The organism is Leucogemmata humicola (assembly GCF_055379415.1).
The window spans coordinates 2,571,526-2,586,026 of the sequence record NZ_AP040875.1; the positions used below are offsets into that span (position 1 = coordinate 2,571,526).

Here is a 14,501-nt window from a genome sequence, read left to right on the forward strand (position 1 = left end):
ATGCGGTACCAACCGACACAGTGCTTCGTGATCTAGCCCTCACGATGGGCCGCTCCGCGGATTGCGGAATGACCGTCCCCCGAAACACAAAAGAGCCTGCCGGCAATTCGGCAGGCCCCTAAAATATCCGGAACTTGTCCACGCGGTCTCGCGTGTCTCGCTGCTATAAGTATAGCAGGAGACACCCCTTGGCGCAACGCGACGGCCCCGTTCTAGCGAAGTTGTAAAGACCGCTCGCTGGCGGGGTTAAGCCGCCGCGATCAGTGCGTTCGCCAGCCACTCCGCCGCCAAATTCGCGGTCGAGTGCGCTCGGCCATTTGCATCTTCCGAGCGCCAGCGCCACCCCTCACGATCCGACGCCTCCACGCGATACACCGTCTCGCGAACCGCCGTAGCAGCGGCCAGGGACCCAGCGCCGCCGCGACTGGCAACCGCGCCCTCCCATTCGATGACCAACAGACGGCCGTCCGCCACGGTTCCAAGTCGCCCCGAGACCCAGGAGAAGCTCAGCGCCACCGAACCGATTTGCAGCACCAACCTGTTTGGCAACGTGTGAAGTTCAGTGGCGTGCTCTGCCGGATCCGTCGCCGGTCGCTTCGCGCGGGGCGTCAGCGCCACGGCGAGCGCATCGAGCTCGCGGCGTAGCGACGAGAACGCGCGCGGCTGCGCGAGAAACGGCGGCGGAGCGCCCACACTGCGTCCTTCGGTCGGCGACGGAGTTGGAGCGGACTCGGGAACCAGCGTCATGTCGCGCGCGTAACCTTCGCACGCGACGACCGCGTCGACGATGAAGTCCGTCACGCCGTCGAGTCCGAGAGCGCTCAACGAACAGCGCGGAACGGACGCAAGCCACTGCGGAAGCGGATGCGCGTCGAGCGCCACGACTCGCACGGAGTCCGGCCGTGTGCGAAGACGCTGAACGATTTCAGCCGCGTCGTCTTGCGTCGTCGATTCGTGCTGCCACAAACGCTGATGCAGCACGATCGTCACGCGCGATGCGTCTTCGCTAAAGGGCGATCCGACATACTCGACGGCATCGGGTGCGGCCGCGTGTCCGCTCCAGTGCGAATTCGAACCGAGTCGCGCCGCGAGGCGTTCTGTAAGTTCGGTGACGAGAATTGCGTCGTACGGGACGGCGGAAATCGCCAACTCGTGTCGATAGATCGGAACGTGGCTCGTTGCGAGGAGGCGAGAAGTCATGCGGCCACCATCTTGGCAACGAGGCGGGCATGCTTCGCACGCAAAAATGACATTTGCAGCGGCACTGGCGGCCTCGGATTCGTCGAGGGACCACTGGATCGAAACGACTCTCGGGAGCCGGCTAGCGGTGCTCGACGCCAGGCGACTGGAGAAAGGAGCGGATCAGGTCCGCTCGCCAGTATGATGTAACCTAACCCCGGGACCGAATCGCGGCTCGACGAACTGCGTTGTCATCCTTGGCGCCGTAACTTGAAGCGCATGGAACCACTGATTCTCATCCATGGCGCTCTCGGTAGCGCGTCGCAGGTCGCGCCATTGAAAACGCTACTCGCGCACGATCGCGACGTGCACATTCTCGAGCTCGAAGGGCACGGTGACACGCGGTCCGAGGTGAGTCAGTACACCATCGAGCGCTTCGCGCAGAATCTGCGCGACTTCATGCGTACGCGCTCGATCGCGAACGCATCGTTGTTCGGTTATAGCATGGGCGGCTACGTCGCGCTTCACGCCGCCGCCGAACAATCGGAGTTGGTGACCTCGGTCGTCACACTCGGCACCAAGCTCGCGTGGACACCGAGCGCCGCCGCACGCGAGACGAGTCGCTTCGATGCGGCCACCATTCGAGCAAAAGTGCCGCGCTTCGCGGAACAGCTCGAGACGCGACACGCAGGCGCCGGTGGTTGGGAAACCGTGCTCGCGAAGACATCGGACCTCATGCTCCGCCTCGGCGCCGAACCGATCGTCGATACCGCGCTGCTCGCGCGAATACAGCAGCCTGTGCGCTTGATGGTTGGCGACCGCGATGCACTCGTCACGATCGAAGAAACAATGACCGCCGCGCGAGGAATGGCTCGCGCCGAACTCGCGGTGCTGCCGGGAACGCCACACCCGTTCGAACAAGTGCGTACGACGCTCGTCGCGGCGATGCTTCGCGAGTTCGCTGAAAACCGCAGGTAGGCGTTACGGCTTCAGCGAGAGCGGGACACGTCCGACCGTGCTCGCCTCGAAGCCACCGGAACCCGTCGGCAATACCTGCCACCAATAGATCACCACGTCGGTCGTCTGTGCGTTCAGACCGGCGACGTCCGCAAGCGGGACGGTCGCGACTCCGCCAGGCTTGAGTCGCAGGCACGCCGGCGACGGATCCGAGCAGGGCGCAAACAAGCCGAGAAAATTGGGATTCCACACCGCGTAGCCCACAGCGCGCTCGGTTCCGTTCGCAATGGCGACGCCGCCAGCGACGCGCGTAGCGGTCACGCTTCCCGCAACGATCGATGCCGGCACAGCCGCTTCGGTGGGAGCGCCGCGGTCGCCGCATGCGGCCAGAGCGATCAGGGCGGCCGCGGCAATGCCACTCGCGGCCCGGATTGGATTCATCGTTTTCATAGTAAATCGCTGAACCGGCCGGCTCGCGTGGTCGTCACCGGGGGACCTTTGCAATCGTCTGGTGTACTCCAAGCCGCTGTCGCCCCGTCTCCTGCCGGAGGTCCCGTTGGTCCCCCTCGCATGGCTCGCTGGCTCGGCCGATGAATCCAACCGCTCCACGGTGATCTAATGCTCATTCGCCGTCTCGATCGGTATGTGTTCGGCGAGTTCTGGAAACTCTTCCTGGTGACGATGCTCGGGTTTCCCGTGCTCCTCATCATCAGCGACCTTGCTTCGCGCCTCGATGACTATTTGAGTCGCGATATCCCGTGGCGCGACCTCGCACTCAGCTACGTCTATTGGCTGCCCGATTCGGCGTTCATGGTCGTGCCCGCGGCCGTGCTGTTCGCGACCGTGTTCACCATCGGGTCGCTCACGCAGCACGCCGAGCTGACAGCGGCGAAAGCATCCGGAATCAGTTTTCTTCGAATGATCGCACCGATCTTCGCTGGGGCAGTCCTGGCGACGGGTGTGGACATTGGCCTAGGAATGGCGGCACCACGCGGGAATCAGCGACGCGCCGAGTTGATTCGAGAAGATCGCGTGTCCAACGGCACGAGCCGCCACAACTTCGTGTTCGCCGGTGGACTCGGCCGCGTGTACAAGGCGTTCGAGCTTCGCGCCGATTCCGGTCGAATCCAGGAGCTGCAGATCGAGCGGAAGGGGTTGGGGCGATCGTACCCCACGTATGTATTGGCGGCGGACCGCGCAGTGTACAACACGCGCACTCGCGGCTGGCGCTTGGGCGCCGGGCAAATGCACATCGTGCGCGACACTGGCGATATGACGACAATCAACTTCGCGTCGGCGCGCGACAATCACTTCAGTGAACGGCCGCTCGAGATGCTGACGCGTCAGCGCGACCCGCACGAGCTGAGCTTCGGCGAGCTGACGCGAATCATCGTGGCTACCGAGCGTTCTGGCGGCGACGCGAATCTGTTGCGCGTCGAACGCATGCTGAAGTTCGCCATTCCGGCGACGTGTATCATCATCGCGCTATTTGGCGCGCCCCTCGCCACGAGTTCGCAGCGCGGAGGCTCGGCATACGGTGTTGCCGTGAGTCTCGCGACGACAATGATCTTTCTGCTCATGATCCAGCTCACGCGCGCGATCGGTAGCAAGGGCGTCGTTCCCCCGGACCTCGCGGCGTGGATTCCTGCGGCGATCTTCGGCCTCGTTGGCATCGGCCTGCTCGCCCGCGTCGAAAGCTGACCCAGGGCGGGGCCTGCGTTTACGTCGACTGTTCGAGCAATGGAAGCAGCGTATCGATGTCGACGGGTTTGACCAAGTGCGCGACAAACCCGGCGTCGCGTGATCGCGCGCGGTCCGACGGCTGACCGTACCCCGTGATGGCGACGAGCCGCGGGCCGGTCGGTTGTGAGCGGCGCAGCCGGCGCGCAAACTCGTAGCCGTCCATTCCCGGCAGCCCGATGTCGACGAGAATCACCAACGGCTGCAAGTCCTCGACGATCTTGAGCGCCGTCGGGCCATCTCCGGCCCCGATCGCCTGATACCCGTGAAGTCCGAGGAGCCGGCAGAGGCTCTTTCGAACATCCTCATTGTCATCGACGACGAGGATGTTGCGTGGCGCGCCGGCGCGGAGCGAACGCCCCGTGGTGCCGGGCGCGAGGCTTCGCGACGGAGACGCGACGGCCGGCGCAATCGGTAGATCGACTACGACGACCGTTCCGCGCCCGCGTCCCTCACTGTTGGCGCGCACTGTTCCGCCATGCAGCGTGATGAGATTGCGAACGATCGTGAGTCCCAGTCCCAATCCGCTCTGGGCGCGATCGGCAGGTTGGCCGCGCTGAACGAACAAGTCGAAAACGCGATCCAGCATATCGGGGTCGATGCCTTCGCCCTGATCCCGTATCTCGGCGACGATGCGCTCGCCGCGCCGCTCGGCGGCGAGGTACACCTCCGTGCCCTCGTCGCTGAACTTCGCAGCGTTCGTGAGAAGATTCGCAAAGGCCTGCACGAGTCGCGACGGATCGGCGTCGACCACGAGACCGCGCGCGGCGATATCGACGGTCAATCGCTGACGCTTGCGTTGGAACAGCGGGCGCGCCACCTCGACAGCTTGCGCAGCAACGACCGACAGCTCGATGTGTTCGGTGTGCAGTTCCACCTTACCGCGGGTGATGCGTGAGACGTCGAGCAGGTCGTCGACGAGTCGGCGAAGGTGCGATACCTGGCGGTCGATCAGCTCGAGCTCATCGTCGTTCCGCCCGCGGCGACGAAGGATTTCGAGCGCGGTCACGATTGGCGTGAGCGGGTTGCGCAATTCGTGGCCGAGCATGGCCATGAACTCATCCTTATCGTGCGATTTGCTTTCGGCTCGACGGGCGGCTTCTTCGTTCGCACGCGACTCAGTGATGTCATCGCAGACGATGAGTGCCGTCGCGCCGTCGGGACCGTCAGCGACGCGCGTCGTTTCCTTCACCCACATCGTCGAACCATCTTTGCAAATCTTACGGAACGACTGTTCGCGCACGACTCCGGGCTCGTTGTAGCACGCGGCCAGGTGCTGCGTGACGGCAGCGCGATCTTCGGGATGGACGATCTGCAGAACGCTGTGGCCGAGCAGCTCATCGGAGGAGTAGCCGAGGTGCTGTGTGGCATACTGATTCACACTTCGTACGGCGCCGGCGGCGTCGACGGTGAAGAACATCGACGGCGTGGAGTCGTAGAAGAGTCTGAAGCGATGCTCGCTCTCGCGAAGTTCGGCGTCGGCGCGTTCACGCTCTCGCATGAGCTCGAGCTTCATCAGCGCGAGGCTTACCTGGTTGGCGACGACCTGAACGAACTCGAGCTCGTCAGCTTCCCAGTCGCGATCGCGCGTGACCTGATTGAACGCGAGCAGATAGAAGCCATCGTGTCGCCGGCCAAAGGGAAACCAGAGCAGGCGTTCGATGGACATCTGTCCGTGCAGCAGCACGTCGGCGCCGTCGGCGGCGAGAAGCGGATTGACCGCGGAGCGACTGCTCTCGAGTGCCGCACCAGTCCGCGAGACTTCGATGGCCGCGGTTCGGAACAGATGCAGCGGGTACGTAGCTTTGGTCGACGTGACACCGCTGTCAGGCTGCCGCCATTCACATAAACCAACCGCGAGCTGTGGCGTGAGCTGAATGTCGTAGATCAGCGCCCGGTCGGCGGGCAGAATCGGTCCCGCGATGTCGACCAGCGATTGCAAAACATCGGACGTCGTGTCGCCGCGTAGAATGGCCTCAGAGAGGCGATTCACCGCCTGTGCAAGCTCGAGACGTCGTTCCTGGGATATCGTCGTCGACATGTCCTGAATGAACGCGGAAACGAACCGAACTGCGCGGCGGATTGTTCGCGCGACAGCCTGGTGAACGTGCACCAACGGAAGGCTTTCGTGCAACCACCGGCTGGCTCAAACCCGCTTCGTTTACTTTGGGCCGATTGACAGGGGGAAACCGACCCAACTACAGGCAAGGCTCGGCCGAGCGGCGATCTCGGCCGTCGAGGGTGGAGAGGGGCAACCCGGAACCGCCGACGGACGGCGATCCGCTTCTTGCCTCTTGCACCGACGGGGCGCGGCCGTGTGACGGCGCGCCGATGCTCGAGGATGCTTGGAGGTTCCGATGCGTGGCAAGTCAAAGGAACGAGCGCGGCGAACGCGGCGCGATCAACCGATCGCAGCAACGACCAACATCACGCGTGTCACAGAGCCGGCTGATTTTCGCGCCGGATACCCCACCGAAGCTGGCGAGCGCCGCCTGCGCGACGACCTGCTCTACGTCAACGCGGTGTCGGCATACCTGTGGGCGCTGCCAGTCCTGAACATGTACGCCATGAAGGAAGGATCGGAAAAGGCCTTCGGCCGAGGATACAATGTCTTGCCGATCTGGAAAGAACGGCTCAATGCAAAAACACTCATCGCGACGCCGAACTCGGACGTGATCTATGCGATGGGCTATCTCGATCTGAAGGAGGATGGTCCCGTTGTGATCGAGGCGCCGCCGGGTCTGCAGGGATTGCTCGACGACTTCTTTCAGCGGCCGCTGCGGTCGGTGGGTCGGATCGACGGACGGGTATGGAGCGGCGACGTCGGGCTCACAGGACCCGACCGAGGGAAGGGCGGCAAGTATCTGATCTTGCCGCCCGACTACGACGGGAACGTTCCCTCGCCGTACTACGCGTATCGTTCGCGGACGTACGGCGTTTTTGTTTTCTGGCGGGGATTTTTCGAAGATCCCAAAGCGCTCGAAGCGCCTGTTCAGGTCATGGAGCAGACCCGGATCTACCCGCTCAACGCCGGCGCGGAGGCCCGGGCGATGGAATTCCCCGACGGGTCGGGCGTTGCCGCGAACATGCTGGCGCCGCGCGACGACCGCGCATTCGACATGCTCAAGCGATTCGTGGATCACGAGTACGTCGACTGTCTCGACATGGACATGCGGGGCGTGCTCGCGGCCATCGGCATCGCGAAGGATCGGCCGTTCGAGCCGGACGCGCACGTGCGAGATGTGTTGTCGCGCGCGGCGAGGCGCGGATCGGAACTCGCGCGCTTTCAGGCGTACGAGCTGATCGCGGAGCGCGACGGCGGGAAGTATTACGAGGACCGCCAGTGGATCAACGGTTTTCCGCCGTTCCCCGGAAATCCAGAATTCGTCGCGCCGACGTACAACGACGTCGATCTCCGCGCCGGGTTTTTCGCGGCGGCCTACTCCACGAGTCCGGCGATGGCGCTCGACATGCCGAACGCCGGCGCAAAGTATCCGTCGGCGTTCAAGGATTCCGACGGAGAGTTCCTCTCTGGCGATCGTGCGTATCGTCTTCATCTGCCTGCCGAGATTCCGGCGAAGATCTTCTGGTCCGTCACGCTCTACGACGCGGAGAATGCGTCGGGTCTCGACAATGGTCAGCCCTTTCCGTCGATCAATTCGATGGACAAGCCCATCGTCGACGCCGACGGATCGATCAGCATCGCGATTGGTCCGCGTCAACCGACATCCGGGAATTGGCTCGCGACTGTACCGGGCAAAGGATTCTTTGTGATCCTCAGACTCTACGGTCCCACGAAGGCATTTTTCGATCGAAGTTGGAAGCCGAGCGACGTTGAGAAGGTCGAGGTAGCAGCACAGGGGTAACCGCTGCGTGGCGTGTCTCAACAGAGTCATTCCTGATCACTCTGGACACGTCATTACATGAAGCAGTCAGTACTCGCACTTGCCGTCGGAATTCCCCTCGCAAGCGCTGCGTGTTCGCGAGGGTCGCGCGCGCCGCAGGTCGATCCGGCGGTGCTCGCCGCGACGCACGGCGAACTGCGACTCGTTTCGAGCGAGACCACGTGGGTGGCGCGCGGCAGCGGTTATGAGCTTGTCGGTCGTTCGAACACCGACCTGGCGATGGTGCAGCCACAGCTGAATCGCGACGCGGGCGTGTTGGCGCGCGTCTTCCCGATCGAAGGCGTGACGCCTGTCACTGTTACGATTCGACGCGTTGTGCCCGAGGGAAAGCCATTCATCATGCGCGCGCCTTTGCCCGAGGGCGTGCACGGCGCGGTCGTCGAAGTGGTGCTTCCAGATCCCTCGGCAAAGAAGCAGGACGACAAGGCACGTGGTCCTGGAATGAGCTATCGTCCGCTTGCAGCGGGTTCGGCGACACTGCCGGTGGTTCGCGCATGGACATCTGCTCACGCAAGCGCGATCACACACAAGCCCGCGGTCTCGACGCAGGCCGACGGTGAGACAGACGATCCTCGCGTGCCCGCGTGGGCCGCGACGATGATTCCATTGCTCACGGCGGACTCTCTCGTCGATCGATTTACGACGACTCTCGCAGCTCACCCCGACGCGCTCTTTCCCTTGTCCGAGTATTTCACCATGGAGCGACCGCAACCCATGGTACTCGCTGAAGGTGGGCGCGAAGGGCGCGGATCAGGCGGTGGAGTGCCTGGTGGTGGGGCCGGCGGTATGGGAGGAGGAGGGATGGGCGGTCGCGGGGGAATGGGTGGAGGAGGACGCGGCGGCATGGGTGGAGGAGGCCGCGGTGGAATGGGTGGACGCGGCGGCGGAGCGTCGTCGGGGCAGGGGCGGGCGGCCGCGCCGCCGCTGCAAGGCAGTGCGCTCTTCGACGCGCAGTCACTGGTGCTCGGCCGCTTTCTCGTCTCGCGCGAGGGATACGATTTCATCGGACTCGTTGCCGACGCGCAAATTCTGGGACGACCGATCGCTGACGCGCTCAAGTTGAAGAACACGCTCGACCTGGCGCAGCTCGACGTCGAGTGGCACAGGTGGCTCGTGGATCGCGCGGCGGTCGTGAGTCGCTGACGCAAGCGTCCAAAGCAAAACGGCCCGTCAGATCGCGTATCGATCTGACGGGCCGTTGTGCAATCAGCGTTTGCTCACGGCTCTTTGGCGAGCGTGAACTGGAACGGCATCTGGACCAGCTGCTTCACGGCTTTGCCACCCACCTGGGCGGGATGGAAGCGAAGGCCAGCAAGATTGTCCTTCACCGTCTGCGTGAAGAGCTCGTGCGACGATCGAAGAACTTTGAATGTCGATACCTCCGCATAGCCCAAGGTATCCACCGTGAATTGTGCGAGCACTTCGCCCTCGACGTGTGCCTCTCGGAGGACGTCCGGGTAGCGCGGGGCGATGTTCCCGCTCATCGGCGTCGCGCCCTGTTCGACCTGAAAGTCGAAGAAGGTCTGATCGGAGGTCATCGGCGTTGGCGATGTGCCGACGACGCCCTTGGTAGTGACGACAGGATCCAACAGCGCAACCCTGGGCGCATCGTTCGGTCGTACGCCAACCACGACCACCGCGCCCGGCGGGAGATTCTTCTCCATGCCCTTCAAATCCTTCGCGGTTTGATCTGCCATCAGGAACACATACGGAATCTGCACCGTGCTGTTCGCTGGGCCGTACCACGTTTGGAGCGACGAGCGGACCGATTCCGAGAAGAGATCGTGTGTCGACATGAGCATGAGGGCCGAGCTTGGGATCGCCCGTCCATCGGCGTCGGTGCTGAAGCGCACGAGCGTGGCACCTTCGATGCCCGCTGACAGCAGCATGTTCGGATAGCGCGGTGTTGGCGTTGCCGTGCTCTGTACGGCGTCGAGTTTGAGCACCTCGTTCCGATTCGCGCCAGGCTTCCCGGGTGCCGGCTTGGGAACTGGAATCGTCTCGGAGCGAATTGCCGGCACCGCGCGCGCGGCAGCGCGAGCCACGGCGTCAACAACGTTCGGCTTCTTGAACGACGTGCCAGCCGATTGCAGTGAACTAGCAAAGGCGAGCAGCGACAGCGCAATGATGCTTCCGCCATACATCGTCGTGCGTGCGAGCCTGCGTGTGGTGGTGCGCATCGCGAGAATCCTCCGCTCGAGATTGGTCGTTGGTTCCGACAACATTGGAGCAAACAGCGTGGGTGCGACCGAACGTCGCTGCGCGATCGTCAGGATCAGCATGCCGTAGCGTTCCGGCGACGGGTGCACGCGTAGCACTCGCGCGTCGCAATCCATTTCGATGGCGAGCCGAAGGCGACGCGCTTGGAACCAGAGCGCCGCATTCCACGGCATGAGTGCGACGGCGATGGCGGCGCCAAAGAGGAGATACGGATCACCCGCCGTGCGGTGTTCTTCCTCGTGTCGCAGGACGATGGCGCGCAGCGATTCGTCGAGTGACAGGATCCATTCCGGAAGCACGACGTCCATCGAGCGAAGGCCGACAACCGCGGGCCCGACGTTATCCGATAGTTGGACACGAACACCGTTTACGCGACCGCGTTTCCAGGTCGCACGCGACCGCTCCAACGACGCGACGCCGACCGCCAGCCGACCCAGGAGCAGCACCGACAATGCGATCCACAGTCCGATGAGCGAATCGTCAATGATGCGTGCGCGCCGAGCGGCTGCGGCGTCGTCGGGAGAGATCACCATTGGTGCTTGCACGACGATCGTGAATGGCAGCACGCGAACCGGTCGCGCCGTACTCGGAACAAGACGGGCAATCGCCGGCGCGAGTGGCCAGCCGAGCGAGAGGGCGAGCGCCGCTGCCCAGACAAATCGCGTTGGACGCCCACGCGATGCCATGGCACGCTCGGCGGCAACGGCAGCGGCTGATAAGAGAATGCTGATCAGCGCGGTGTAGAGCATCCAGGACGCAATCATCGGCTACTTTCCTCCCTTCTTGGCGCCAGACTTCGGGGGAGCCGCGAGCAGCGCGCGGAGGCGCCGCAGGTCTTCAGGGGACAGATGTTCGTCTTCGACCAACTGCGCGACGAGTTGCTCCGGCGAGCCATGAAACAGCTTATCGACGATCTTTGCGATGGCGCTGCGGCGCGCGGCCTGACGCGCGACGCGCGGGAAGTAGCGGTGGGCTTTGCCTTCGCTGGTGTGACGGAGGAACTCCTTCGCCTCGAGATTGCGAAGAATCGTGAGTACGGTGGTGTACGCGAGGTCGGCGGGGAGTTTGTCCCGCACTTCGGTGACGGTGCCGGAACCAAGATCCCAGAGCACGCCCATGACATCGAGCTCGCGATCGCCTAGAACGAAGTCGTCCATGAAATGTCCTGTCTACTAGCGTGGTAGTAGTTTATGGCCAAGGTGTGGTGTTGTCAACTACGAGAATAGTAGATGAGCAGTTTACCGCGCGGCTGACGGGCCCTTCAGCAGGGGAGCGAACGTCTCACGAACGGATTCGGAGAGCGCGCGGTACTCGGTGAGTACCGTGCGACCGGTGGTGGTGAGCGAGGCGCCGCCGCCTTCGACGCCGCCCTTCGCCGTGGTCACGAGCGGTGACCGAAAGCAGGCATTCATCGTATCGACGAGAAGCCAGGCGCGCCGATAGCTCATGCCCATGGCGCGCGCGGCGCCGGAGATCGAACCCGTGTCGGCGATCGCGTCGAGCAGATCGGCTTTGCCGGGACCCATCGCAACCGACGAGTCGGCGAGAACACGGACGCGGACATCGGCGGACTTGCCGGTACGCGCGGGGCGTTTGGGACTCTTGGTGGTAACGCTCACTGTCGGCGTCTCCCTCGAATGGCGGCCTGCGAATTGACCATCATGAATCTGTGCTTCGGGCGATACTAATGTTACCTACTACCGCCATAGTAGATAATGTGCCAGATTGGTCGCATGACCTTCAATCGCCTCGTGCTGCTCGCCGCGGTTGTCCCGTGGCTCGCGGCCAAACGGATCGATGCACAGTCGCCGGCGCCGCGGGCGTCGGCAGACCAGAGCACCATTGAACTCTCGCGGCTGGTGCGCGGCCTCACGACGACGGCGCGCGTGCTCGTCATCGGCATGCACCCCGACGACGAGAATACGCAGCTCATCACCTGGCTGTCGCGAGGGAAGAACGTCGAAACGGCGTATCTCTCGATCACGCGCGGCGAGGCGGCCGCGAATTTCGGCGGCAGCGAATCCGGAAATTCGCTCGGCGCCATTCGCACGGAGGAAGCGCTAGCCGCGCGCCGGATCGACGGCGCGGCGCAGTACTTCACCCGAGCGTACGACTTTGGCAGCGCTCGCAATGAGAGCGATGTGCTCAAGCGGTGGAATCGCGATTCGATCGTCGGCGACATCGTCGCGGTCATTCGATCATTCCGACCGCAGGTGATCGTCGCGATGCTGCCGGATTCGGCGGGCGTCGCCGACGGCCAGCACGCGGCGCTGGAGTTGTTCGTGGCGCAAGCGTTCCTCGCGTCAACCGATGCGTTCCGGTTTCCGGTGACGCCGTTCGGTATTCCCTGGCTCGTTCCACGCATTTACCGGCCCGGCCATGGCTTTACGGTCGAGATGACGGGGTACGACCGCGCGTCAGGCAAGACATACACTGAACTGGCGCTCGAGTCTCGGTCGCAGCATCGATCGCAAGGGTTGAGAGATCTCGCACAGCCAGCGGCTACGCATCTCGATCTCCAGCGACTCGCGCTCAAAGCGGGCGACGATGCCGCCGGGGACAAATCACTCTTCGCCGGGATCGATACGAGCTTTGTGCGACTAGGACGCGACGCGCCCTCCGGTTCGGGCGTCGCAATTCTGTCGATTGCGGCGTACGCGGATTCGGCGCAGCGCGCGCTCGACGTCCTCAATCCGTCGGCTGCCATACCGTATCTCGCCGAGGTCGTCCGACTGACGTCGACGATTCGGTCGGCGGTCCCATGGTGTCGTCACCCGTCGCCAATCGCCGCGCCGCCGGTGTTGCCCAAAGGCACGTGCGATCCGCGGGTGCTCGATCTCGATGCGGCGATCGATCTCGTGAACTCGCGTGCGCAGGCAGCGCTTCTGACGGCGGCCGGCGTGTCGTTCCAGGTGAGTGCCGATCGCGATCTCGTCGCTGGTGAGGATACGCTTCTCGTCACGGTGACGATGGCGAATCATGGCACCGCTCCGGCGACGTTCAGCGATCTCGCGGTATGGGGCAACGTCGATGCGCGCATGACGTCGATTGTGGTTCCCCCCGACAGCGTCGTGCAAGTAACGGCGCGCGTGCATGGGTTGCCCGATCCGCGTCCTTGGTGGATCGGGTCGCGCGGTGGCGTAGGCCGGGGTGGTGATCGATTTGCCGCAGTGGTGTCGTCGGTCGACGGATTGCTGGAAACCGATCTGATCCCCGCCGCACGCACGCTGCTCGGCGTCGCAATTCCCGAGACCATTCGTCGTACGTCCGACGCGACCGCGACCGTCGTCGTGGGCGGGGCAACAGTGATCACGAGCCTGGGTCCGATCGTGCATCGATACGCGGACGCAGTTGTCGGCCTTCAGAATCGACCGGTCGCCGGTGTGACCGACGCGACGCTGCAGTTCGCGCGCGGACTCGAGTGGATTCCTCGGAATAAGCCGTTGACGCGAGCGTTGCGCGTCGCGGTGAAATCTCATTCCGATCGCGAGCAGGATTTTGCGCTCAAGATCGTCACGCCGAAAGGCATGCCGAAGGGCATTCGCGTCGATTCGCTTCCGCCGCGACTGCGGCTCGCGCCGCACGAAAGCCGCGAGCTCTTCGTGCAGCTACGCGGAAATCTCACCGACACCGCGCGGCTGGCGATCGCGCTCGTTGGCGTACCACGCGGCGCCGCGAACGAGGAGGAGAAACAGTATCAAACGGGTTTACAGATCGTGCAACGCGATTACCTGCCGCCCATTCGACTCATGCCGACGTCGGGCGAATGGATTCAGCCAATCGACATTACGGTTCCATCAAACCTCTCGACGCTGTATGTACCTGCCGGTATCGACGACATTGCGCCGGCGCTCAGGCAGGTCGGCGGGTGGGTGACCGAAGTCGAGTCGGCTGACCAACTGCTCACCGTCGATCTGGCCAAGGTGACCACCGTCGCGATTGGCGCGCGCGCGTTCGATGTGCACCCCGAATTGTTGGGCCAAGTGCCGCGCCTGATCGACTTCGTTCGCCAGGGCGGCACATTGGTCGTGCTCCGCGGCGACGCACCGACAGTGGAGTCGCACCTCTTTCCGTACCCGTTATCGTTGGCGCGTCCGACGGCCGAGCGGGTGATGCAGCCCGACGCGGCGGTTACGGCGGTGGATCCGAATGCGCGCGTACTCAACTGGCCGAACAAGATCGTGGCCACCGATTGGGCAGAATGGGTTGGCGAACGCGCTCAATTGGTGCCGACGACCGCGGACCCTCGGTATTCGAGCGTGATCGAAGTACACGACAACGGCGAGCGAGAGAATCGGAATGCGATTCTGGTCGGGCGGCTGGGGAAGGGGACCATCATCTATACGACGCTGACGCTCGAACAACAGATCGCCGGCGGCGTGCCCGGCGGGCTTCGGTTGTTCGTGAACCTATTGAGCGCGGGGTTGACTCCACGGTAGGCCGCCAGTGGGCGGGGCCGCAGGGCCGGCCACGGGTCGCTGGCCGGCCTGCGTGACAATG

Annotated in this window: 11 protein-coding genes; 5 read left to right on the plus strand and 6 right to left on the minus strand. The window is 63.8% G+C overall.

What is annotated here, in order from left to right; translation table 11 throughout:
- Positions 1–246 precede the first annotated feature (246 nt).
- Complete coding sequence (locus tag AC6H4Z_RS10710; RefSeq protein WP_497546740.1) at positions 247–1,200, minus strand: hypothetical protein; 954 nt, start codon at positions 1,198–1,200, stop codon at positions 247–249.
- Positions 1,201–1,458: 258 nt separating this feature from the next.
- On the opposite strand from AC6H4Z_RS10710, the gene AC6H4Z_RS10715 reads away from it, so the two are divergent.
- The gene (locus AC6H4Z_RS10715; RefSeq protein ID WP_497546741.1) at positions 1,459–2,157 is read left to right on the plus strand and encodes an alpha/beta fold hydrolase; all 699 of its coding nucleotides are present in this window, start codon (positions 1,459–1,461) and stop codon (positions 2,155–2,157) included.
- A gap of 3 nt (positions 2,158–2,160) precedes the next feature.
- On the opposite strand, the gene AC6H4Z_RS10720 is transcribed toward AC6H4Z_RS10715, so the two are convergent.
- Positions 2,161–2,577 (minus strand): hypothetical protein, encoded by a 417-nt coding sequence (locus AC6H4Z_RS10720; RefSeq protein ID WP_497546742.1) that lies wholly within the window; start codon positions 2,575–2,577, stop codon positions 2,161–2,163.
- A 177-nt stretch (positions 2,578–2,754) separates the two neighbouring features.
- On the opposite strand from AC6H4Z_RS10720, the gene AC6H4Z_RS10725 reads away from it, so the two are divergent.
- Positions 2,755–3,837 (plus strand): LptF/LptG family permease, encoded by a 1,083-nt coding sequence (locus AC6H4Z_RS10725; RefSeq protein WP_497546743.1) that lies wholly within the window; start codon positions 2,755–2,757, stop codon positions 3,835–3,837.
- A 19-nt stretch (positions 3,838–3,856) separates the two neighbouring features.
- Here the strand turns inward: AC6H4Z_RS10725 and AC6H4Z_RS10730 are convergent, their stop codons facing one another.
- Positions 3,857–5,917 carry a hybrid sensor histidine kinase/response regulator gene (locus tag AC6H4Z_RS10730; protein WP_497546744.1) on the minus strand — a complete coding sequence of 687 codons (2,061 nt, stop codon included), beginning with the start codon at positions 5,915–5,917 and terminating at the stop codon, positions 3,857–3,859.
- Between the two features lie 316 nt (positions 5,918–6,233).
- Between AC6H4Z_RS10730 and AC6H4Z_RS10735 the strand changes: the two genes are divergently transcribed.
- Entirely contained in the window at positions 6,234–7,742 is a 1,509-nt protein-coding gene (locus tag AC6H4Z_RS10735; protein ID WP_497546745.1) for a DUF1254 domain-containing protein, read from the plus strand.
- 57 nt (positions 7,743–7,799) lie between these two features.
- Entirely contained in the window at positions 7,800–8,924 is a 1,125-nt protein-coding gene (locus tag AC6H4Z_RS10740; RefSeq protein WP_497546746.1) for a hypothetical protein, read from the plus strand.
- Positions 8,925–8,998: 74 nt separating this feature from the next.
- Here AC6H4Z_RS10740 and AC6H4Z_RS10745 read toward each other — a convergent pair whose 3' ends face one another.
- From AC6H4Z_RS10745 to AC6H4Z_RS10755, 3 genes are all read right to left on the minus strand, one after another.
- Positions 8,999–10,765 carry a M56 family metallopeptidase gene (locus tag AC6H4Z_RS10745; protein WP_497546747.1) on the minus strand — a complete coding sequence of 589 codons (1,767 nt, stop codon included), beginning with the start codon at positions 10,763–10,765 and terminating at the stop codon, positions 8,999–9,001.
- Between the two features lie 3 nt (positions 10,766–10,768).
- On the minus strand, positions 10,769–11,158 hold the full coding sequence (locus AC6H4Z_RS10750; protein ID WP_497546748.1) for a BlaI/MecI/CopY family transcriptional regulator: 390 nt from the start codon (positions 11,156–11,158) through the stop codon (positions 10,769–10,771).
- Between the two features lie 81 nt (positions 11,159–11,239).
- Positions 11,240–11,620: a winged helix-turn-helix domain-containing protein gene (locus tag AC6H4Z_RS10755; RefSeq protein WP_497546749.1), complete on the minus strand. Its 381-nt coding sequence runs from the start codon at positions 11,618–11,620 to the stop codon at positions 11,240–11,242.
- Between the two features lie 114 nt (positions 11,621–11,734).
- Between AC6H4Z_RS10755 and AC6H4Z_RS10760 the strand changes: the two genes are divergently transcribed.
- Entirely contained in the window at positions 11,735–14,440 is a 2,706-nt protein-coding gene (locus AC6H4Z_RS10760) for a PIG-L family deacetylase (protein WP_497546750.1), read from the plus strand.
- Positions 14,441–14,501: the final 61 nt, after the last annotated feature.

Coding starts and splice junctions, on each gene's coding strand:
- AC6H4Z_RS10710 (WP_497546740.1), bottom strand. CDS start 1,200: ATGACTTCTCGCCTCCTCGCAACGAGCCACGTTCCGATCTATCGACAC.
- AC6H4Z_RS10715 (WP_497546741.1), top strand. CDS start 1,459: ATGGAACCACTGATTCTCATCCATGGCGCTCTCGGTAGCGCGTCGCAG.
- AC6H4Z_RS10720 (WP_497546742.1), bottom strand. CDS start 2,577: ATGAATCCAATCCGGGCCGCGAGTGGCATTGCCGCGGCCGCCCTGATC.
- AC6H4Z_RS10725 (WP_497546743.1), top strand. CDS start 2,755: ATGCTCATTCGCCGTCTCGATCGGTATGTGTTCGGCGAGTTCTGGAAA.
- AC6H4Z_RS10730 (WP_497546744.1), bottom strand. CDS start 5,917: ATGTCGACGACGATATCCCAGGAACGACGTCTCGAGCTTGCACAGGCG.
- AC6H4Z_RS10735 (WP_497546745.1), top strand. CDS start 6,234: ATGCGTGGCAAGTCAAAGGAACGAGCGCGGCGAACGCGGCGCGATCAA.
- AC6H4Z_RS10740 (WP_497546746.1), top strand. CDS start 7,800: ATGAAGCAGTCAGTACTCGCACTTGCCGTCGGAATTCCCCTCGCAAGC.
- AC6H4Z_RS10745 (WP_497546747.1), bottom strand. CDS start 10,765: ATGATTGCGTCCTGGATGCTCTACACCGCGCTGATCAGCATTCTCTTA.
- AC6H4Z_RS10750 (WP_497546748.1), bottom strand. CDS start 11,158: ATGGACGACTTCGTTCTAGGCGATCGCGAGCTCGATGTCATGGGCGTG.
- AC6H4Z_RS10760 (WP_497546750.1), top strand. CDS start 11,735: ATGACCTTCAATCGCCTCGTGCTGCTCGCCGCGGTTGTCCCGTGGCTC.